This is a genomic window from Duganella dendranthematis (genome assembly GCF_012849375.1).
Taxonomy (GTDB): Bacteria; Pseudomonadota; Gammaproteobacteria; order Burkholderiales; family Burkholderiaceae_D; genus Rugamonas; species Rugamonas dendranthematis.
On the sequence record NZ_CP051684.1, the window covers coordinates 1,392,081 to 1,412,748 of the forward strand.

A 20,668-nucleotide genomic window follows, 5' to 3' on the forward strand; every position below is an offset into this window, starting at 1 on the left:
GCTTTTGGTGTATCCTATACCCCTTCAAAACAATGGCTCACGCCTCCTATGCAAGAGCACTCTAGTAGCGTCAAGACTGACGCTAAACCCCACAGGTCGCTGTTTGAACGGCTGACCGCACTGATTTCCCCCGAGCCCGAGAACCGATCGGAGCTGCTCGAAGTTCTGCATGACGCCCACGAACGCAACCTGATCGACGCCGACGCCCTGTCGATGATCGAAGGCGTGTTCCAGGTGTCGGATCTGTCCGCCCGCGATATCATGATCCCGCGCTCGCAGATGGATGTCATCGATATCTCCAAGCCGATCGAAGAATGGATGCCGCTGGTGCTGGACACCGCCCACTCGCGCTTCCCTGCCATCGAAGGCGAACGCGACAAGGTGATCGGCATCCTGCTGGCCAAAGACCTGCTGCGCTATTACGCCGAAGAATCGTTCGACGTGCGCGACATGCTGCGTCCGGCCATCTTCATCCCGGAATCGAAACGCCTGAACGTGCTGCTGCGCGACTTCCGCGCCAACCACAATCACATGGCCATCGTTGTCGATGAGTACAGCGGCGTCGCCGGCCTGATCACCATCGAAGACGTGCTGGAGCAGATCGTCGGCGACATCGAGGACGAGTACGATTTCGACGAGGAAGAAGACAACATCCTGTCGATCCGCGAAGGCCAGCACGGCCCGCGCTGGCGCGTCAAGGCGCTGACCGAGATCGAACAGTTCAACGAAGAGCTGGACACCGCGCTGCCGGACGACGACGTCGACACCATCGGCGGCCTGGTCGCCAAGCACCTGGGCCGCATGCCGCACAAGGGCGACACCTTCGACTTTGAAGGCCTGCGCTTTGAAGTGCTGCGCGCCGACGCCCGCCAGATCCACGTGCTGACGGTGGAAAAACTGCCGCCGGCGCCAAGCCACGACGACGACGCATAATGCGCTTTCGCCGCGCCAATCCCAACGATCCCCCTAAGCCGCAACGCTCGACCCGAGGCCGGATGATCATCACCGGTCTGGCCGGCGCACTGTGCGTGTTCGCCTTTGCGCCGTTCGGTTGGTGGCCGCTCGAAATCCTCGGCCTGGCCACGCTGTTCTACCAGGTCTTGCGCAGCTCCAGCATCAAGGCTGCCGCGCTGATCGGCTGGGCCTTCGTCACCGGCTGGACCGCCGCCGGCGTCCACTGGCTGTACGTGTCGATGCATACCTATGGGGACATGCCGGCGCCGCTGGCCGCCGCCGCCGTGCTGCTGCTGGGCGCCGCCATGGGCATTTACGGCGCCGCCGCCATGGCCAGCGCCGCCTGGCTGCGCCAGCGCTGGACGCTGCCGCTGCCGGTCGCCAACCTGCTGGTATTCCCGGCCGTGTGGGCGCTGTTTGAATGGCTGCGCGGCTGGCTGTTCACCGGCTTCCCGTGGCTGTCGTCCGGCTACGCCCATAATCACAGCCCGCTGGCCGGCTTTGCGCCGATCATCGGCATGTACGGCCTCGGCTGGCTGGCGGCCGTCATGGCCGGCGCCCTGCTGTTGCTGCTGCACCGGACGCGTATTCGCGCCGCCGGCCTGATCGTCGCCATCGGCGTGGCCGGCGTCGGTCTCAGTTTCCTGAAATGGACTTACCCGGAAGGCAAGCCGATCTCGGTGCGTCTGCTGCAAGGCAATATCCCGCAGGACGAGAAATTCAACGGCGCCAAGGTGATGTCGACGCTCAAGCTGTACCAGGACGCCATCACCGCCGCGCCGGCCGACCTGATCGCCACGCCGGAGACCGCCATCGTCATGCTGCCGCAGCAGCTGCCGCCGGATTACCTGCCGGGCATCGCCCAGTTCCTCAACAAGACCAACAGCAACCTGATCCTCGGCATTCCGCTGGCCGACAGCCAGACCGCCTATTTCAACAGCGCGATCGGCATCACGCCGCGCCAGAGTAATGGCTACTATCGCTACGACAAGCACCATCTGGTGCCATATGGCGAGTTCATCCCGTTCGGCTTCCGCTGGTTTGTCAACCTGATGTCGATCCCGCTGGGCGACCAGACCAGTGGCCGCGACATCCAGCCGGCGTTCCCGATCAAGGACCAGCGCGTGCTGCCCAACATCTGCTACGAAGACTTGTTTGGCGAGGAAATCGCCGACCAGCTGAACCATCCGGCGCAGGACCAGAAACCGGCCACGCTGCTGCTCAACATCTCCAACCTGGCCTGGTTTGGCGACACCATCGCCATTCCGCAGCATTTGCAGATCTCGCAGATGCGCACGCTGGAAACCGGCCGCCCCATGCTGCGGGCGACCAATACCGGGGCCACCGCCATCATCAACGGCGAAGGAAAAGTGGTACAGCAGCTGCCGGCCAACAGCTTCGGCACGCTGGCCGCCAATGTGCAGGGCATGGCGGGCAGCACGCCCTATATCATCTGGGGGAACAAGCTGTTCCTGGCCCTGACCGCGCTGTCCCTGGCGGCAGCGTGGTTTTTGACGCGCCGCGCAAAAAATCAGCCAAAAGCCGCTTAACCCGCTAAAATCATCCCTTTAGCGAAACTGCAACCGCGCGCCCGCCGGCCCTGCCCGGGCGCGCCACCGACAATACAAGATGCTGACATTTCAACAAATTATCCTGACCTTGCAAACCTACTGGGACAAGCAAGGCTGCGCCCTGCTCCAGCCCTACGACATGGAAGTCGGCGCCGGCACCTTCCACACCGGTACGTTCCTGCGCGCGATCGGCCCTGAGCCTTGGCGCGCCGCCTACGTGCAGCCGTCGCGCCGCCCGAAAGACGGCCGCTATGGCGAGAACCCGAACCGCGGTCAGCACTACTACCAGTACCAGGTGGTGATGAAGCCGGCGCCGGAAAATATTCTGGACCTGTATCTGGGTTCGCTGGAAGCGCTGGGCCTGGACCTGAAGCAGAACGATGTCCGCTTCGTCGAAGACGACTGGGAATCGCCGACGCTGGGCGCCTGGGGCCTGGGTTGGGAAGTCTGGCTGAACGGCATGGAGGTGACGCAGTTTACCTACTTCCAGCAGGTGGGCGGACTGGATTGCAAACCGGTGCTGGGTGAAATTACCTACGGCGTCGAGCGTCTGGCCATGTATCTGCAAGGCGTCGAGAATATGTATGACCTGGTGTGGACCACGTGGGAAGAAAACGGCGAGACCAAGACGCTGAAGTACGGCGACGTCTTCCACCAGAACGAAGTGGAACAATCGGCCTACAACTTCGAGCACTCGAACACCGAGCTGCTGTTCTCGCAGTTTAACAACCACGAGTCGGAAGCCAAACGCCTGATCGAAGCGCAACTGACGCTGCCAGCCTATGAGCAGATCATGAAGGCCTCGCACAGCTTCAACCTGCTGGACGCGCGTGGCGCCATCTCGGTCACCGAGCGCGCCGCCTACATCGGCCGCGTGCGCACTTTGTCGCGCCTCGTGGCGCAGGCTTACTACGATTCGCGTGAGCGTCTGGGCTTCCCTATGGCCCCGAAGACCGCCGCTCCTGCCGCCGCTGAATAAACGATATAAACGATATGACTCAAACTCTGCTCATCGAACTGCTGACCGAAGAACTGCCGCCGAAGGCGCTCGCCAAACTGGGCAAGGCTTTCGCGGACGGCATCGTCAACGGCCTGAAATCGCGCGACTTCCTGGAAGCTGACAGCGTCGCCACCGCCTACGCCACGCCGCGCCGCCTGGCCGTGTCCATCACCAAAGTGCGCGCCGTGTCGCCGGATAAAATGATCCGCGAAAAAATCCTGCCTGTGAGCGTCGCACTCGATGCCGCCGGGTCTCCATCGGCGCCGCTGCTGAAAAAACTGGCCGCCATGAACCTTTCGCACGTCACAGTGGCCGACATGGAGCGCGCTCAGGATGGCAAAGCCGAAAGCTTCTTCTACACCTCGCTGGCTGCCGGCAGCAATCTGCTGGTCGGGCTGCAATCTGCGCTCGAAGAATCGGTCGCCAAGCTGCCGATTCCTAAAGTAATGAGCTACCAGCGTCCGGACGGCGCCACCGTGCAGTTCGTGCGTCCTGCGCACGCGCTGATCGCGCTGCATGGTTCGACCGTGCTGCCACTGACCCTGCTCGGCCTGACCGCCGCCAACGTCACCGAAGGCCACCGCTTCTTGACCGCACCGGGCCAACGCGCCGTCACCATCGCGGAAGCCGACGCCTACGCCGCCACGCTGAAGAGCGAAGGCAAAGTGCTGGCATCCGTTGAAGAGCGCAAGGAACAGATCCGCGCCGAGCTGCTGGCGAAGGCCGGCGCCGACCTGGTGCTGATGCCGGAAGCGCTGCTGGACGAAGTATCCGCGCTGGTCGAATGGCCGGTGGTCTACGAATGCAACTTCGAGGAAGAGTTCCTGGCCGTGCCGCAGGAATGCCTGATCCTCACCATGCAGACCAATCAAAAGTATTTCGCGCTGACCGACACCAACGGCAAGCTGCGTTCGCGCTTCCTGATCGTCTCCAACATCGCCACCGACACGCCTGACGCCATCATCAACGGTAACGAGCGCGTGGTGCGTCCGCGCCTGTCCGACGCCAAGTTCTTCTTCGAGCAAGACAAGAAGAAAACCCTGGAATCGCGCCTGCCGCTGCTGGACAAAATCGTCTACCACAACAAACTGGGCACGCAAGGCGCGCGCGGCGAACGCGTTGCGGCGCTGGCCGGCTTCATCGCCACCGCCATCGGCGGCGACGCCACGCTGGCGCAACGCGCCGCCAAACTGTCGAAGGCCGATCTGGTCACCGAAATGGTCGGCGAGTTCCCTGAGCTGCAAGGCATCATGGGCACCTATTACGCCCGCAACGACGGCGAGCCGGAAGACGTGGCGCTGGCCGCGTCCGAGCACTATCAGCCGCGCTTCGCCGGCGACGCCCTGCCGACCACTGTCACCGGCACCGCCGTGGCGCTGGCCGACAAGCTGGAAACCCTGGTCGGCATCTGGGCCATCGGCCTGGCGCCAACCGGCGACAAGGATCCGTTTGCGCTGCGCCGCCATGCACTGGGCGTGCTGCGCATGCTGATCGAAAAACGCCTGTCGCTGTCGATCAGCAGCCTGCTGGCGCAAGCGGCGCAGCTGTTCCAATCGGTGCCCGGCTTCAAAGACCCATCGGCCGACGTCGCGACCTTCATGTACGACCGTCTGCGCGGCATCCTGCGCGAGCGCGGCTTCTCGGTCAACGAGATCGAAGCCGTGGTCGCGCAAAATCCGGACCGCCTGGACGACATCGTGCAGCGCCTGGAAGCCGTGCAGGCGTTCGCCGCCCTGCCGGAATCGGCCTCGCTGGCCGCCGCCAACAAGCGCATCACCAACATCCTGAAGAAGAATGAAGAAGCCCTGGCCGCCGTTGGCGAGCAAGGCGTCAACGTCTCGCTGCTGCAGGACACCGCCGAGAAAAACCTCAACACCGCCGTGGTGCGCGTGCTGCCGGAAATTGACGCGGCCTTCAACAACGGCGACTTCGCCGGCACGCTGAAAACGCTGGCGCAGCTGAAGGACGAAGTGGACGCCTTCTTCAACGACGTGATGGTGATGGCGGAAGATGTCGCCCTGCGCAACAACCGCCTGGCGCTGCTGTCGTCCCTGCACGGGATGATGAACCGCGTGGCCGACATCTCGAAACTGGCGGCGTAAATGGGTACGCCGTCCATGAAACTGATCATTCTCGATCGCGACGGCGTTATCAACCACGATTCGCCGGACTTCATCAAATCGCCGGCGGAGTGGATTCCCATCCCCGGCTCGATGGAGGCGATCGCCAGGTTGAACCAGGCCGGCTACCGGGTGGTGGTGGCGTCGAACCAGTCGGGCATCGCCCGCGAGTTCTTCGACATGACCATCCTCAACGCCATCCACCAGAAGATGCACAACCTGGCGCAGCAAGTCGGCGCCGACATCGACGCGGTGTTCTTCTGCCCCCACGCCGCGGCCGACAATTGCGACTGCCGCAAGCCCAAGCCGGGCATGTTCACAGAAATCTCGCAGCGCTATAAAATCAGCCTGAAAGGCGTGCCGGTGGTCGGCGATTCGCTGCGCGACCTGCAGGCTGGTTACGTCAGCGGCTGCGTGCCGTACCTGGTCCTAACCGGCAAAGGCGAAAAGACCCAGTCCACCGGCGGTCTGCCGCCCGGCACCGTGGTATTCCCGGATCTGGCCGCGATGGTCACGCACCTGCTGAAGACCAGCGTGCCGCCGGCGCTGCACGTTGTCAGTTAATTGTTTTTGGAGTCTGCATTGGGTCATCCCGTTTTATTTCTGCGTTCCCTGATCTTCACCATCGTCATGGTGGTGTCGACCATCTTCTGGTCCTGCATCTGCTTCCTGGCGGCGCCGCTGCCGTACCGCCAGCGCTTCTTCATCACGTCGCGCTGGAATGTCTTCATGATCTGGTGCCTGAAGGTCATCTGCGGCATCCGCTACGAAATCCGTGGCCAGGAAAACTTCCCGGACGCGCCGGCCATCGTGCTGTCCAAGCACCAGTCGGCGTGGGAGACCATCTTCCTGCTGCCGAACATGCCGCGTCCACTGGTGTTCGTGTTCAAGAAGGAGATCCTGTACATTCCGTTCTTCGGCTGGGCCATGGCGCTGCTGCGCATGATCCCGATCGACCGCAAGCAGGGCAAGCACGCCTTCAAGCACGTGGTCCGTCACGGCAAGCGCCGGCTGGAGCAAGGCCTGTGGATTATCATGTTCCCGGAAGGGACGCGGATTCCGGTCGGCCAGACCGGCAAGTACAAGAGCGGCGGCACCCGGCTGGCGATCGAGACCAACGCCGTGGTTGTGCCGATTGCCCACAATTCGGGTGAGTGCTGGCCAAAAAACTCTTTCATCAAACGGCCCGGCCTTGTTACAGTATCGATAGGCAAACCAATCTCGCCGGAGGGTCAAACCCCGGACAGCATGATGCAACAGGTGGAAACTTGGATAGAATCAGAAATGCGCGTCATTTCGCCCCACGCCTACAACGCTGGTTAGACGATCTGGCGACGCTGGTCAAACCGGCGTCCCCCGATCCGAATCAGCCGGACCTGTTTGGACGGGAGGCCTCCGCACCTCCCAAGCCGGTGTACACCACGCCGGTATGGTCGGTTCCGCCGACACCCGCCACATCGACCAAGCCACCTCCCGTATCGCCCTACGTCGCCCCGCCGGAAACCGCGGTGCCGGTCAAGACCCGGCCGCTGGTGGCGCCGCCGCCCGACCTGCCGCCGCGCCGGCAACTGATGGTGGGTGATTTCATCCTCGAATACGAATTGCGTCGCTCGACGCGGCGCTCGATCGGCTTCATGATCGACGACGACGGCCTGCGCGTGACCGCGCCCAAGCGCATCACCATCGCCGAAATCGACGAGGCGATCCGCACCAAGCAGCACTGGATCCTCAGCAAACTGAAAGAGCGGCGCGAACGCCGCGCGGCGCGGCTGCAAAAGCCGCCGGTGGAATGGATCGACGGCACCCAGATTCCGTATCTGGGCCAGGACATCACGCTGCGGCTGCTGGTGGGCGGCCGCAATCGCAGCATCTACAATCCCAACACCCGCGAGCTGTGGATGACCATGATGCCGGGCGCTAGCGAAAACCAGCTGAAGGAACGCGTCAAGGTCTGGTATCAGCAGCAGGCCAAGGCGCTATTTGAAGAGCGCCTGGATTTGTACGCCGCCCGGCTGGGCGTGCAATACCACTCGTTCGGCCTGACCTCGGCCGGCACCCGCTGGGGCTCGTGCACCGCCGACCGCAAGATCCGCCTGAACTGGAAACTGATCCACTTCTCGCTGCCGCTGATCGACTACGTAGTGGCGCACGAACTGTCGCACATCCTGGAAATGAATCACAGCCAGCAATTCTGGGACACCGTCGGCCTGATTTATCCCGAATACGAAGACGCCAAAAACCTGCTGCGCAAACGCTCGCAAGAGCTGCCCGTGCTGTTCCCCTGAAATCCAGAAAGAAGTTCATGCAATTCATTCCTCGCAAGACCCTGCCGGCGGCGCTGCTGCTGTGCTTTGCCACCGGCGCCATCGCCGCCGATGCCGGTCCCAACGTCACCGCCCATCAGGCCGAGATCGACCAGATCGTCAAAGAGATTTCACCGCAGCGCATCGAAGGCTATGTGCGCAAGCTGGTCAGCTTCGGCACCCGTCACACCATGTCCGACACGGTGTCCGACACGCGCGGCATCGGCGCCGCGCGGCGCTGGATCAAAAGTGAGCTGGAACGTTGCGGCGCGGCGGCCGGCGGCCGGCTGCAGGTCAGCTACGACAGTCATGTGCATCCGGTGATGGCGCGTCTGAGCCAGCCGACCGAGATCGTCAACGTGGTCGCCACACTGCCGGGCACGCAGGCGGAATCGGTGGACCGCATGTACGTGGTCAGCGGCCACTACGATTCGCGCGTGACCGACGTCATGAACGCCACCAGCGATGCGCCGGGCGCCAACGACGACGCCTCCGGCACCGCCGCCGTGATCGAAATGGCGTGCGTCATGGCGCGCCACAAGTTCGACGCCACGCTAGTCTTCATGACCGTGGCGGCGGAAGAACAAGGCCTGCTGGGCGCGGCCAACTGGGCCGAGTTGGCCAAGCAGAAGAACTGGAACATCGCCGGCATGCTGAACAACGACATCATCGGCAGCTCGCGCGCCGACGACGGCCATGTCGACAATACGCAAGTGCGCCTGTTCGCCGAAGGCGTTCCGGCCGTCAGGGAGATGTCGGACGCCAACCGCGCGCTGGTGGCCACCGGCGGCGAGAACGACTCCATCACTCGCCAGCTGGCGCGCCATATCAAGGAAACCGGCGAACGCTATGTCGACAAGTTCAGCGTCAACGTGATTTACCGGCGCGACCGCTACCTGCGCGGTGGCGACCACAGCCCGTTCCTCGATCGCGGCTACGCAGCGGTGCGCTTCACCGAGCCGAACGAAGACTTCAACCACCAGCACCAGGATCTGCGTGAAGAAGGCGGCAAGAAAATCGGCGACCTTCCGGAATACGACGACTTCAACTACATCGCCCAGGTGGCGCGCGTGAATGCGGCCTCGCTGTCGTCGCTGGCGCTGGCGCCGGCCGCACCGCAGCAGGTCAAGGTACGTACCGCCAAGCTGGATAACAATACGGAACTGGTGTGGCAGGCCAACAAGGAACCGGACCTGGCCGGCTACCGCATCGTCTGGCGCGAAACCACCGCGCCGCAGTGGCAAGGCGCGCTCTACGTCGGCAATACCACGCAGTATGTGGTGCCACGCTCCAAGGATAACTTCCTGTTCGGCGTGCAGGCGGTGGACAAGGACGGCAACGTCAGCGTCGCCACCTATCCGCTGCCGCAGCGTTAAAAGATGTCACGGCGTAACGAATGATCGTTCCGGAGTCAGGCGTGCCAGAATGGGCGCCTGAACTTCTTTGCGAGGCCGCCATGAACAACGAATCCGATCCAGCAATGAATCCCGGCGACGACGCCCCGGCGGGTACGCCGGGCACCGGTGAGGATGTATGCCCGGTCTGTCACGGCAGCGGCAAGGTGGAAGCGGAAGGCGCGCCGCAAACCTGCGTCAATTGCGGCGGCACCGGTGTGATCGTGGAAGGCATCGGTGGCGGCTGAGGCACCGGTGGCTAAGCGCGACGGATCAGCGCCGGCAGCAGGGCCAGTGTACGGCGGGTAGCGCCGCGGTGCTGGTTGGCAAAGGCCAGGGCATTGTCGCCCATGGTGCTGCGGGCCGCCGTGTCGCCCAGCAGGCGACCAGCGGTGGTGAGCAGGTCGCTGGCATCCGTGACGCGTTGGGCGCCGCCGGCGGCCAGGGCGTCTTCCGTTACCAGTTCGAAGTTGAAGGTGTGCTGACCGATCAGCACCGGCTTGCCCAAGGCTGCCGGTTCGATCAGGTTCTGGCCGCCCAGCGGCAGCAGGCTGCCGCCGACAAACGCGACGTCGCACGCCGCGTAGTAAGCAAACATTTCGCCCATCGAGTCGCCCAGCAGCACGTCGACGCTGTGCGCCATGGCGCCGCCATCCAGCGCCAGCTTGCTGCGGCGCTCTACCACCAGGCCGCGCGCGGCGATCAGTTGTTGCACCTCGTCGAAGCGCTGCGGGTGGCGTGGCACGATCAGTAGCAGCACATCTGCCGGCAAGGCGGAGCGGGCGCTTACATACGCTTGCAGAATCAGTTCCTCTTCGCCTTCGCGCGTGGAGGCGCACAACAGCACCGGACGTGCGCCGATGGCGGCGCGCAGCGCGGCGCCGATGGCCAGCGCCGCATCCGGCACCACCACGTCAAACTTGATGCTGCCGGTGACTTCCACCCGCTGCACGCCCAGCGACCGCACGCGCTGCGCGTCGGCTTCGGTTTGCGCGGCCACCAGCGTAATGCCGCGCGCGGCAGTGGTCAGGAGGGAGCCGAAGCGCGTGGCCTTGCGCAGCGAGCGTTCCGACAAGCGGGCGTTGGCCAGCACCACCGGCACGTCCTTGGCGCCGCAGACGGCAATCAGGTTCGGCCAGACTTCGGTCTCCATCAAGATGCAAACGCTGGGCTTGAAGTGGCGGATGAAGCGCGACACCATGCTTGCCGTGTCATACGGCAGATAGGATTGCACCAGCCGCTCGCCGTGCTTGGCGAACAGCGACTTGCCGGTAGCGCGGCCGGTCGGCGTCATGTGGGTGAGGATGATGCGGCTGTGCGGGTACTCGGCCAGCAAGGCGTCCACCAGCGGTTCGGCGGCGCGCGTTTCGCCGACCGAGACGGCGTGGACCCATAGCACAGGCGCCGCCGAAGACTCGGTCGCGCGACCGTAAAAGCCCAGCCGCTCGCCCCAGTGCTGGCGATAGCCCGGCTCCTTGCGTCCGCGGAGCCACAGGCGCGTGAGCACCAGCGGCAAGGCCAGCCACCACATCAGGGAATAAAACAAACGCATACAATCAGCCCAGCAAACTCCGGGCTGCAGCCAGTACGTCCGCCACCGCTGGCGGCGTACCCTGATCGCCCAAATTGATAATGCGCGGCGACCAGTTACCCTCAGTCTTCCAGCGCGGCGAATCCGCATAAATTTCCACCGTCGGCCGCACGAAGGCTGCGGCAATGTGCACCAGCCCCGTATCAACGCCGATCACCAGCGACGCGCGGCGCGCCACCATGATCGCATCGGCCATCGACAGCTTGGGCAGCACGCGCGCATTCGGCAGGCCGGCGGCGATGCGCTCGGCCTCCGCCAGTTCCTTCGGCGAACCCCACGGCAGCAGCACCGGCAACGGCGACAGCTCGCGGCCCAGCGCGATCCAGTTTTCAGTCGACCACTTCTTGGCGTCGCGCGCCGTGCCGTGGAAGAATACGGCATACGATGCCGGCATCCACTCCGGACGCGGCGTGTCGTCCGGCACCGCCGGCAAGCCGAAATCGGCCGGCGTATCGACCGGATAGCCGAGCGCCGCACCGGCGACGATGCGCCCGCGCGCCACCGCATGGGTACGCGGATCGGTGGGAATGCTCAGATGATGAAAAATGCGCGAGATGCCCTCATACCCCGAGCCCTCGCTGCCATTGGCCAGGCCGACCTTGCGGCCGCCCTTGACCACGCGCGCGGCGCCCATGATGATGCCGGTCTTCAGCAAGCCCTGGGTATCGAACACGAAATCGTATTCCTGCTGGCGCAGCGTGCGGAAGAAGTGCTTGATCTCGGCGCGCGTCTCCGGCTTGCCGAGGCTCTTGCGCCAGCGCCGCAACGCGAACGGAATCACATTGCGCACGCGGGCGTTCAGCCGCACCAGGCTGACAAAGCCCTCCTCCACCACCCAGTCGATATTCGCGTCCGGGTAGTGGCGGGCGATGTCGGCCACCATGGGCATGTTATGCAGCACGTCGCCCAGCGACGACACCCGCACCAACAGGATATTCAGCGGCTTTTGCGTCGACATCACAAACTTAGAAAGGCAGCTCCGCGTCCGGCTTGGCAGCCAGGATCACGCTCTTGAACTGGCCCTGGATGCGTTCCAGCGCGGCCGGCGTTTCCGCCTCGAAGCGCATCACGATCACCGGCGTGGTGTTCGAGGAACGCGCCAGGCCGAAACCGTCCGGGTATTCCACGCGCAGGCCGTCGATGGTGATGATGCGCTCATTGCCCGGGAACTCGGCGTTGGCGCGCAGCTTGTCCATGACGATGAAGTTCTCGCCTTCCTTCAGGTGCAGGTGCAGTTCAGGCGTGCTGTCCGACTGCGGCAGCGCGTTCAGCAGCGCCGACGGGTCTTGTTCCTTGGTCAGGATTTCCAGCATGCGGGCGCCGGCGTACAGGCCGTCGTCGAAACCGTACCAGCGGTCCTTGAAGAAAATGTGGCCGCTCATCTCGCCGCCCAGCGGCGAACCGGTTTCCTTCAGCTTGGCCTTGACCAGCGAGTGGCCGGTCTTGTACATCAGCGGCTTGCCGCCGGATTTCTCGATGTACGGCGCCAGGTGGCGGGTGCACTTGACGTCGTACAGGATCTCGGCGCCCGGATTGCGCGACAGCACATCGGCGGCGAACAACATCATCTGGCGGTCCGGATAAATGATCTGGCCATCCTTGGTCACCAGGCCCAGGCGGTCGCCGTCGCCGTCGAAGGCCAGGCCGATTTCAGCATCAGTCTCTTGCAGCGCGCGGATCAGGTCTTGCAGGTTTTCCGGATGGGCCGGATCCGGGTGGTGGTTGGGGAAATTGCCGTCCACTTCGCAGAACAGCTCGACCACTTCGCAGCCCATGCCGCGATACAGGTCGCCGGCGAATGCGCCAGCCACGCCGTTACCGCAATCCACTGCGATCTTGATCGGACGGGAAATTTTCACGTCGCCGATGATGCGCTGCAGGTACTCGGCGCGGATATCGTGGGTGCTGTAGGCGCCCGGCGTGGCCGCCGACGAACCGTCATGCGCCTCGATGCTGTCGAACAGGCCGGTGATCGACTCGCCGTGGATGGCTTCGCCGGCCAGCACCATCTTGAAACCGTTGTAGTCCGGCGGATTGTGGCTGCCGGTGACCATGATGCCCGACGCCGCACCCAGTACATTGGTGCCGAAGTACACCATCGGCGTGGCCACCACGCCCAGGTCGATCACATCGACGCCGGACGATTGCAGGCCTTCGGCCAGCGCCTTGGCCAGCGATGGACCGGATAGCCGGCCGTCACGGCCGATCACGACTTTCTTCTCACCCTTGGCCAGCGCGGCGCGGCCGAAGGCGGCGCCGATCTGGTGCGCCACGCCGGCGTCCAGGGTTTTATCGATGATGCCGCGGATATCGTAAGCTTTGAAGATAGTTTTGGATAAGGTGACCATAATTGGAAGTGTGCGTGCGGGATTAGTAGGAAGGAGCTTGCCTGCATTGCAGCAGACACAACTTTCATATAGTAATTGTGATAATGGCGACGCGCAAGCCTTGCAATTGTGCGCAGCACAAAAATCAATGTTTCTTATGCCGTATCATCCAGCGCGGCGCCTTGAAGCGCACGATGCGCACGTAAATCCAGATGTAGCTGCCGATGAACAGCAGGCAGGAAATCATCAAGACCCAGGTCTGACGCCAGAATACCGTGGCCGGAATCACCGCCATCAGCGAAAACAGCCACAGATACGGCGACGTCAGCGAATTGCGGCGGATCAGCGCGCGCGCCTCCTTGCGGCCCACCGCCCACTGGACGATGCGGCGGAAAATCAGGCTGTGCAGGTGGATGCCGTCCGGCATGGCTGGCGACTTGCCGCGCACGAACATGCGGCGGTAGACGGAAAACAGGGTTTCAAAGGTCGGATAAATCAGCAGCAAGGCGGCGTACCAGGTCGATACCTGCGGATTGCGCATCACCAGCAGCAGCGCCAGCTCGCCCAGCATGAAGCCGATGAAATACGCGCCGCCGTCGCCGAGGAAGATCAGGCCGACCGGATAATTCCAGATCAGGAAACCGGCAGTGGCGCCGGCCACCATCAGTGCGGCGATCAGCACGAACATATCGTTGACCTGCAAGGCCACATAGCCGAGCGACAGCAGCATGCAGATGCACACCACGCTGGCCAGGCCGTTAAAACCGTCGATGATATTGACCGCATTGGCAATGCCGGCCACCGCCAGCACCGTCAGCGGCAGCGTAATCCACATATACGGTAACGCCCACGACGCAAACGGCAAGTCCAGGCGGTCGATACGGGCGTCGAGCAGGAAGTAACCGAGCGTGGCGGCGGCCATGGTCAGCAGCAGACGGCGGGTCGGACTGACGCGGCCGGTATAGTCTTCCACGATGCCGCCGGCGAAGGCGACGGCGGCGCAGGCCAGCAGCGCTAGCAGCAGGTCGCTGAGCACCGGCACGCGCCAGATGGAAATGGCCGAACTGAGCGCCACCGCCACAAAAATCGGCAGGCCGCCAATGCGCGCCACATCGTGGGCATGGACTTTTTGCACGCCGTCGAAATTGGCGTCCAGCGCCGGGCCGTGCAATCTTGCCTCTTTAATGACCAGCAGTGTCAGCAGCGCGGAAGCGATAAAGCTCAGTAAGAAGGAAAACATATTATTTTAATTTCTGCGTTGTATCGCAACACGAAGCATTATCAGCGTGCTAACAGCTGATTGTACAGGATTCACGCGGCCGGATGATACCAGCCCCGGCCCGCACAACCGAGCATGCTTACCAATCGATACAACTCCCTGGATGGCGTTAATGGCTAGGTCGCGGCACGACCTTGTCTTCCAGGATTTGCAGCAGATACTGACCGTAATTGTTTTTCCTCAGCGGCTCGGCCAGCTTGCGCAGCTGGTCGGTGTCGATATAGCCCTTGCGGTAGGCGATCTCTTCCGGACACGCCACTTTCAGGCCCTGGCGCTTCTCGATGGTGGCGATGAACTGGCCGGCTTCCAGCAGCGAATCGTGGGTGCCGGTGTCCAGCCAGGCCATGCCGCGGCCCATGACTTCCACGTTCAGCTGGCCCTTGTCGAGGTAGACCTGGTTCACGTCGGTGATTTCCAGCTCGCCGCGCGCCGATGGCTCAATGCTGGCGGCGATATCGCACACCTGGCTGTCGTAGAAATACAGGCCGGTGACGGCGTAGTTGGATTTCGGCTGTTTCGGCTTCTCTTCGATCGACACCGCGGTGCGCTGCTCGTCGAACGCGACCACACCGTAACGTTCCGGATCCTGCACGTGGTAGGCGAACACGGTGGCGCCATCGGTCTGTTCGGTGGCGTGGCGCAGCAGCCCGTCCAGATCGTTGCCATAGTAGATGTTATCGCCGAGGATCAGCGCCGACGGCGCGTCGCCGACAAATTCCTTGCCGATGATGAAGGCTTGCGCCAGGCCGTCCGGCGACGGCTGCACCGCGTAGCTGATGCTGATACCCCACTGGCTGCCATCGCCCAGCAGATCCTTGAAGCGCGGGGTGTCCTGCGGCGTCGAGATCAGCAGGATTTCCGTCATGCCGGCCAACATCAGCACCGTCAGCGGGTGGTAGATCATCGGCTTGTCGTAGATCGGCAGCAGCTGCTTGGAGACGCTCATCGTCACCGGATACAGGCGGGTGCCGGAACCACCGGCCAGAATAATGCCTTTGCGCTTGAGCGTGCTCATTGCTGGCCTTCGCGATTGAAGTAATTGGTTTCCACCCACTTGGCATAGCTGCCCGACTGCACGTCGGCCACCCACGCCTGATTATCCAGATACCATTGCACCGTCTTGGCGATGCCGCTCTGGAAAGTCTCGGCCGGCTTCCAGCCCAGTTCGCGCTCCAGCTTGCGCGCGTCGATCGCGTAGCGGCGGTCATGGCCGGGACGGTCTTTGACGAAGGTGATTTGGTCGCGGTAGCTGCCTTCGGCTTTCGGCTTCAGCTTGTCCAGCATGTCGCACAAGGTATGTACGACATCCAGATTGGCCATTTCGTTCCAGCCGCCGACGTTATACGTTTCGCCCAGGCGGCCGGCTTCCAGCACGCGGCGGATCGCTGCGGCGTGGTCGGTGACGTACAGCCAGTCACGCACCTGCTGGCCGTCGCCATAGATCGGCAGCGGCTTGCCGGCTTGCGCGTTGGCGATGATCAGCGGAATCAGTTTTTCCGGGAAGTGGTACGGACCGTAGTTATTCGAGCAGTTGGTGGTCAGCACCGGCAGGCCGTAGGTATGGAAGTACGAACGCACCAGGTGGTCCGACGCGGCTTTCGATGCCGAATACGGGCTGTTCGGCGCAAACGCGGTGGTTTCGCTGAACGGCGCATCGTCCGGGCCCAGCGTGCCGTACACCTCGTCGGTGGAGACGTGCAGGAAGCGGAACGCCGCTTTTTCGTCGTCCGGCAGCGCCGACCAGTAAGCGCGCGCGGCTTCCAGCAGACTGAAGGTACCGTTGATGTTGGTATTGATGAATTCGCCGGGGCCGACGATGGAGCGGTCGACGTGGCTTTCGGCCGCGAAGTGCACCACGGCGCGCGGCTTGTGTTGTTGAAACAACGCCAGCACCTGGGCCTGGTCGCATATATCGCCGCGCACAAACGTGTGACGCGCGTCCTGTTTCAGCGACGCCAGATTGTTCAGATTGCCGGCATACGTCAGCTTGTCGAAGTTGAGAACCGGCTCATCCGACTGCGCCAGCCAGTCGAGAACAAAGTTCGAGCCTATGAAGCCAGCACCACCCGTAACAAAAATCATTTAGTATCCCGCAGCAAGCGTTAATTAATCGTAGCTAGGATTTTATGTGAAGTACCCGGCATTCGGGTAAAAATAAAACAAAGTGAGCACACAGATGAAAACCTATGTCATCGGGGATTTGCAGGGCTGCCACGAGCAGGCGCTGGCCATTCTCGACCGCATACGCACCCACGCTGCGGAGAGCGGCGTCACCGATCCGGCGATCCTGTTCGCAGGCGACCTGATCAATCGCGGACCGGATTCACTGGCCACGCTGCGGCAGGTGCGGCAGCTGGCCATCGCCAGCGGCGGCCTGGTCGACAGCGTGCTCGGCAATCATGACCTGCACCTGCTGGCGGTGGCCTACGGCATCCGGCCCGAGCACAAGTCGGACACGCTGGCCGAGATCCTGCACGCGCCCGATCGTGACGAGCTGATTGACTGGCTGCGGCGCCGGCCACTGGCGATCCGCTCCGGCGAACACGTGCTGGTGCACGCCGGCCTGCTGCCGCAATGGACCGGCGCGCAAGCGATGGCGCTGGCCGGCGAGGTGCAGGAAATGCTGCGCGGCGATGGCATTGAGGAGTTTCTGGCCGAGATGTACGGCAACGAGCCGGCGCAATGGTCGGACGATTTGCAGGGCGCCGACCGGCTGCGCTGCATCATCAACGCCATGACGCGGCTACGCTTTTGCAGCGCCGATGGCGTGATGGACTTCAAGATGAAGGAAAGCGGCACCGTCGATCCGTCGACCGGATTGATGCCGTGGTTCGACGTGCCGGGCCGCCGCAGCCAGCGCGACACCGTGGTGTTCGGCCACTGGTCGGCGCTGGGCTTGAAGATCGAGGCCAATGTGATCGGCCTGGACAGCGGCTGCGTGTGGGGCGGCCAGTTGTCCGCCGTGTGCCTGGAGGACCGCAGCCTGTTGCAGGTGCAATGTCCGCAGTTCAAGGAACCTTCACCCCGCAAGGCGGCCACAGGGGTCTGACCCCGTACGGGGTCAGACCCCACGTCCGATTTACGGGGTGGCGGCCGGCACGCCGAGCGCTACAGCCACCGCCTGCTGCGCGGCTTCCGCCAGATCGCGACGATGCGCGCCGGCCGTGTCCAGCGCCGGCAGAATCGCCAGCTGCGCCTGCACCGGCGGCCCGTTGAGAATCAGCGCGATGCTCTCGGCAAAACTGGTCTCGCCGATGAAGTCCACCGACGGATGGCTACCGCCGCTGCCATCCCGATAGGTCAGCGCAAACGGCTGCACCGGCACTTGCGCGTCGATGGCCGCCTCAAACAGATTGGCGTGGAACGGCAGCAAACTGCCCTGCGCCGAGGTCGTCCCTTCCGGGAAAAACGCCACCCGCTCGCCGTTCTGCAAACTGGTCACTAGCCCTTTGAAGATATGCCGCAGATCGCGCCGGTTGCCGCGCGAGATGAACACCGTGCCGGCCTTCTCCGCCAGCCACCCGGCCAGCGGCCACGAGCGGATCTCCGCCTTGGCCACGAAATGGCTGGGGTACAGGCTGTGCACCACAAAAATATCCAGCCACGAGACGTGGTTGGCGACCACCATGGCGCGCTCCAGCACCGGCACGCTGCCCGGCGCCAGCGACACCGTCACATTGCACATTTTCAGCAAGCGCGTGGACCAGCGCCGGATATGCGCATTGCGCTGCTCCTGGCCGATCCACGGAAACACCGTGGCACAGATCGCCATACCCTTGAACACGTGCAGCAGCACCCGCACCAGGCGGAATATCGTCGACAGTTTCATGCAGCGCGATCAGCGTTGATATGCAACGTGGCCGGCCACGATGGTGGTTTGGACTTGTCCCGACAGGTTGTAACCCAGGAACGGCGTATGTTTGCCCTGGCTGGCCAGCGCCGACGCCTCCACCGTCCAATGCGCACCGGCATCGAACAGCACCACGTCCGCCACCGCGCCGACCGACAGCGTGCCGGCGTCCAGCCCCGCCACCCGCGCCGCTTCCGACGTAATGCGCGATAAGGCGCGCGACAGCGCACTGTGGTCGCCGGTGTCCTGTTTCGAGGCGTAATCGTCGGCCCATTTCAGTGTCAGCGACAGCAGCAACTCCAGCCCGGTCGCGCCCGGCGAGGCTTCGCCGAACGGCAGCAGCTTCTCGTCGTCATCGACCGGCGTGTGGTCCGAGCACAGCGCATCGACCGTGCCGTCCAGCAGGCCGAGGCGGATCGCATCGCGGTCGCGCTGGCTGCGGAATGGCGGGTCCATGCGTGCATTCGAATCGAAAAAGCCGATGTCGGCATCGGTCATGTGAATGTGGTGGGCGCCAACGTCGCAGGTCACCGGCAGGCCTTCGGCCTTGGCCTTGCGGATCAGTTCCAGGCTGGCGGCGGCCGAAATGCGGCACAGGTGCACGCGCGCGCCGGTGGCGCGCATCAGCTCGAAGATGGTGTGCAGCGCGATGGTTTCCGACATCACCGGCACGCCCGACAGGCCCAGGCGCGAGGCCAGCGGACCGGAAGCGGCCACGCCGCCACGGCCGAGGTGCGCATCCTGCGGACGCAGCCACACGGTGTAGCCGAAGGTCTTGGCGTACTGCATGGCGCGCAGCAGCACGTTGGTGTCTTCGATGGGCTGCTCGGCGTGCGAGAAGCCGATGCAGCCGGAGGCGGTCAGCGCCGACATCTCGGTCAGCGACTCGCCTTTCAGGCCCATGGTCAGCGCACCCAACGGATGCACGTGCGCCTGGTTCAGCTTGTGCGCGCGGTGCTTCAGCATCTCCACCAGGCCCGGCTCGTCCAGCACCGGATCGGTGTCCGGCGGGCACACCAGCGAGGTGACGCCGCCTTGCATGGCGGCCTGCATTTCCGATTCCAGCGTGGCCTTGTATTCAAAGCCCGGTTCGCGCAGGCGCGCCGACAGGTCGACGAAGCCAGGCGAGACGATCAGGCCGGTGGCGTCGATGGTCTGGTCGACCGTAAAGCCGGCCGCGATTTCGGCCGGAAGCGCACCGATGGTCAGCACCTTGCCGTCGGCCAGGTAAAGGTCATGAATGCCGTCGATGCCGTTGGCGGGATCGATCAGGCGGCCGTTTTTAATGTGGATAGTTTTCGTCACGTTCATGCTTGCGTTCCTGCTACGATGCTCATCACCGCCATACGTACTGCGATACCAAACGTCACCTGCGGCAGGATCACTGCCTGCGCGCCATCGGCCACGGCGGAATCGATTTCCACGCCGCGGTTCATCGGCCCCGGGTGCATGACGATGGCGTCCGGCTTGGCCAGCGCCAGCCGCTCCGGCGTCAGGCCGTAGTTGGAGAAATATTCGCCGGCCGACGGCAGCAGCGCGCCGCTCATGCGTTCATTTTGCAGACGCAGCATGATGATCACGTCGACGTCCTTCAGGCCTTCATCCATATTGGTGAAGGTGCGCACGCCCATCTGCTCCAGTCCGCCCGGCAGCAAGGTGTGCGGGCCGATGGCGCGCACTTCCGGCACGCCCAGCGTGGTCAGCGCGTGGATGTCCGAACGGGCCACGCGGCTGTGCAGAATGTCGCCGACAATCGCCACCCGCAGGTTGGTGAAGTCTTTCTTGTAGTGGCGGATGGTGTACATGTCCAGCAGGCCCTGGGTCGGGTGCGCATGACGGCCATCGCCGGCGTTGACCACGTGCACGTGGTTCTGCCTGGTTTCCATCAGGTGCTTGGCGATCAGGTACGGCGCGCCGGACTGCGCGTGGCGCACCACGAACATGTCGGCGTGCATCGCCGCCAGGTTGTCGATGGTGTCCAGCAGCGATTCACCCTTGCTGGCCGACGAGGCTTGGATGTTCAGGTTGATGACGTCGGCCGACAGGCGCTTGGCGGCGATTTCAAACGTCGTGCGGGTGCGGGTCGAGTTCTCGAAGAACAGGTTGAACACCGATTTGCCGCGCATCAGCGGCACTTTTTTCACGTCGCGGTCGGAGATGCCGACGAAGGACGAGGCGGTGTCCAGGATGTGATTGAGGATGCTCTTGGGCAGGCCCTCGATCGACAGCAAGTGCTGCAACTCGCCGTGTTTGTTCAGTTGCGGATTCAACATAGGTGG

At 63.5% G+C, this 20,668-nt stretch carries 19 protein-coding genes; 10 read left to right on the forward strand and 9 right to left on the reverse strand.

Annotation, left to right across the window (positions count from 1 at the left end; all coding sequences use genetic code 11):
• Positions 1–48 precede the first annotated feature (48 nt).
• The 9 genes from HH213_RS06480 (at position 49) to HH213_RS06520 (ending at position 9,590) form a co-directional block, all read left to right on the forward strand.
• Positions 49–933 carry a CorC family transporter gene (locus tag HH213_RS06480; RefSeq protein ID WP_110845138.1) on the forward strand — a complete coding sequence of 295 codons (885 nt, stop codon included), beginning with the start codon at positions 49–51 and terminating at the stop codon, positions 931–933.
• The gene (lnt, locus tag HH213_RS06485; RefSeq protein WP_169111562.1) at positions 933–2,504 is read left to right on the forward strand and encodes an apolipoprotein N-acyltransferase; all 1,572 of its coding nucleotides are present in this window, start codon (positions 933–935) and stop codon (positions 2,502–2,504) included. Before HH213_RS06480 ends, lnt begins: the two co-directional genes overlap by 1 nt.
• Positions 2,505–2,583: 79 nt before the next feature.
• On the forward strand, positions 2,584–3,504 hold the full coding sequence (glyQ, locus tag HH213_RS06490) for a glycine--tRNA ligase subunit alpha (RefSeq protein ID WP_110845140.1): 921 nt from the start codon (positions 2,584–2,586) through the stop codon (positions 3,502–3,504).
• Between the two features lie 14 nt (positions 3,505–3,518).
• Complete coding sequence (glyS, locus tag HH213_RS06495; RefSeq protein ID WP_169111564.1) at positions 3,519–5,627, forward strand: glycine--tRNA ligase subunit beta; 2,109 nt, start codon at positions 3,519–3,521, stop codon at positions 5,625–5,627.
• Positions 5,628–5,642: 15 nt separating this feature from the next.
• Positions 5,643–6,209 (forward strand): D-glycero-beta-D-manno-heptose 1,7-bisphosphate 7-phosphatase, encoded by a 567-nt coding sequence (gene gmhB / locus HH213_RS06500; protein ID WP_110845656.1) that lies wholly within the window; start codon positions 5,643–5,645, stop codon positions 6,207–6,209.
• 66 nt (positions 6,210–6,275) lie between these two features.
• Positions 6,276–6,968, forward strand: coding sequence for a lysophospholipid acyltransferase family protein (locus tag HH213_RS06505; RefSeq protein WP_371867980.1), 693 nt, complete (start codon positions 6,276–6,278; stop codon positions 6,966–6,968).
• A gap of 5 nt (positions 6,969–6,973) precedes the next feature.
• Positions 6,974–7,930, forward strand: coding sequence for a M48 family metallopeptidase (locus HH213_RS06510; protein ID WP_371875707.1), 957 nt, complete (start codon positions 6,974–6,976; stop codon positions 7,928–7,930).
• A gap of 17 nt (positions 7,931–7,947) precedes the next feature.
• Complete coding sequence (locus HH213_RS06515) at positions 7,948–9,324, forward strand: M28 family peptidase (RefSeq protein WP_169111566.1); 1,377 nt, start codon at positions 7,948–7,950, stop codon at positions 9,322–9,324.
• A gap of 80 nt (positions 9,325–9,404) precedes the next feature.
• Positions 9,405–9,590 carry a hypothetical protein gene (locus HH213_RS06520; protein WP_169111568.1) on the forward strand — a complete coding sequence of 62 codons (186 nt, stop codon included), beginning with the start codon at positions 9,405–9,407 and terminating at the stop codon, positions 9,588–9,590.
• Positions 9,591–9,601: 11 nt separating this feature from the next.
• On the opposite strand, the gene waaA is transcribed toward HH213_RS06520, so the two are convergent.
• The 6 genes from waaA to rfbB all read right to left on the reverse strand — a co-directional run bounded on the left by waaA (position 9,602) and on the right by rfbB (position 16,621).
• The gene (waaA, locus tag HH213_RS06525; RefSeq protein WP_169111570.1) at positions 9,602–10,894 is read right to left on the reverse strand and encodes a lipid IV(A) 3-deoxy-D-manno-octulosonic acid transferase; all 1,293 of its coding nucleotides are present in this window, start codon (positions 10,892–10,894) and stop codon (positions 9,602–9,604) included.
• A 4-nt stretch (positions 10,895–10,898) separates the two neighbouring features.
• Positions 10,899–11,891, reverse strand: coding sequence for a lipopolysaccharide heptosyltransferase I (gene waaC, locus HH213_RS06530; protein WP_169111572.1), 993 nt, complete (start codon positions 11,889–11,891; stop codon positions 10,899–10,901).
• Positions 11,892–11,898: 7 nt separating this feature from the next.
• A complete protein-coding gene (locus tag HH213_RS06535; protein ID WP_110845147.1) occupies positions 11,899–13,281 on the reverse strand; it encodes a phosphomannomutase/phosphoglucomutase in 1,383 nt (460 codons plus the stop codon).
• Between the two features lie 124 nt (positions 13,282–13,405).
• On the reverse strand, positions 13,406–14,500 hold the full coding sequence (locus HH213_RS06540; RefSeq protein WP_110845148.1) for an MraY family glycosyltransferase: 1,095 nt from the start codon (positions 14,498–14,500) through the stop codon (positions 13,406–13,408).
• A 148-nt stretch (positions 14,501–14,648) separates the two neighbouring features.
• Positions 14,649–15,554, reverse strand: a complete 906-nt coding sequence (rfbA, locus tag HH213_RS06545) for a glucose-1-phosphate thymidylyltransferase RfbA (RefSeq protein WP_169111574.1) — start codon at positions 15,552–15,554, stop codon at positions 14,649–14,651.
• On the reverse strand, positions 15,551–16,621 hold the full coding sequence (gene rfbB, locus HH213_RS06550) for a dTDP-glucose 4,6-dehydratase (RefSeq protein ID WP_169111576.1): 1,071 nt from the start codon (positions 16,619–16,621) through the stop codon (positions 15,551–15,553). The genes rfbA and rfbB overlap by 4 nt, the downstream gene beginning before the upstream one ends.
• Positions 16,622–16,715: 94 nt before the next feature.
• Between rfbB and HH213_RS06555 the strand changes: the two genes are divergently transcribed.
• The gene (locus HH213_RS06555; protein WP_169111578.1) at positions 16,716–17,588 is read left to right on the forward strand and encodes a symmetrical bis(5'-nucleosyl)-tetraphosphatase; all 873 of its coding nucleotides are present in this window, start codon (positions 16,716–16,718) and stop codon (positions 17,586–17,588) included.
• Positions 17,589–17,618: 30 nt separating this feature from the next.
• Here HH213_RS06555 and HH213_RS06560 read toward each other — a convergent pair whose 3' ends face one another.
• Genes HH213_RS06560 through HH213_RS06570 form a run of 3 tightly spaced genes read right to left on the reverse strand, consistent with a single transcriptional unit; the run spans position 17,619 to position 20,662 of the window.
• Positions 17,619–18,368: a lysophospholipid acyltransferase family protein gene (locus tag HH213_RS06560; RefSeq protein ID WP_169111580.1), complete on the reverse strand. Its 750-nt coding sequence runs from the start codon at positions 18,366–18,368 to the stop codon at positions 17,619–17,621.
• Positions 18,369–18,377: 9 nt separating this feature from the next.
• Positions 18,378–19,700, reverse strand: coding sequence for a dihydroorotase (locus HH213_RS06565; RefSeq protein WP_169111582.1), 1,323 nt, complete (start codon positions 19,698–19,700; stop codon positions 18,378–18,380).
• The gene (locus HH213_RS06570) at positions 19,697–20,662 is read right to left on the reverse strand and encodes an aspartate carbamoyltransferase catalytic subunit (RefSeq protein ID WP_169111584.1); all 966 of its coding nucleotides are present in this window, start codon (positions 20,660–20,662) and stop codon (positions 19,697–19,699) included. The genes HH213_RS06565 and HH213_RS06570 overlap by 4 nt, the downstream gene beginning before the upstream one ends.
• Positions 20,663–20,668: the final 6 nt, after the last annotated feature.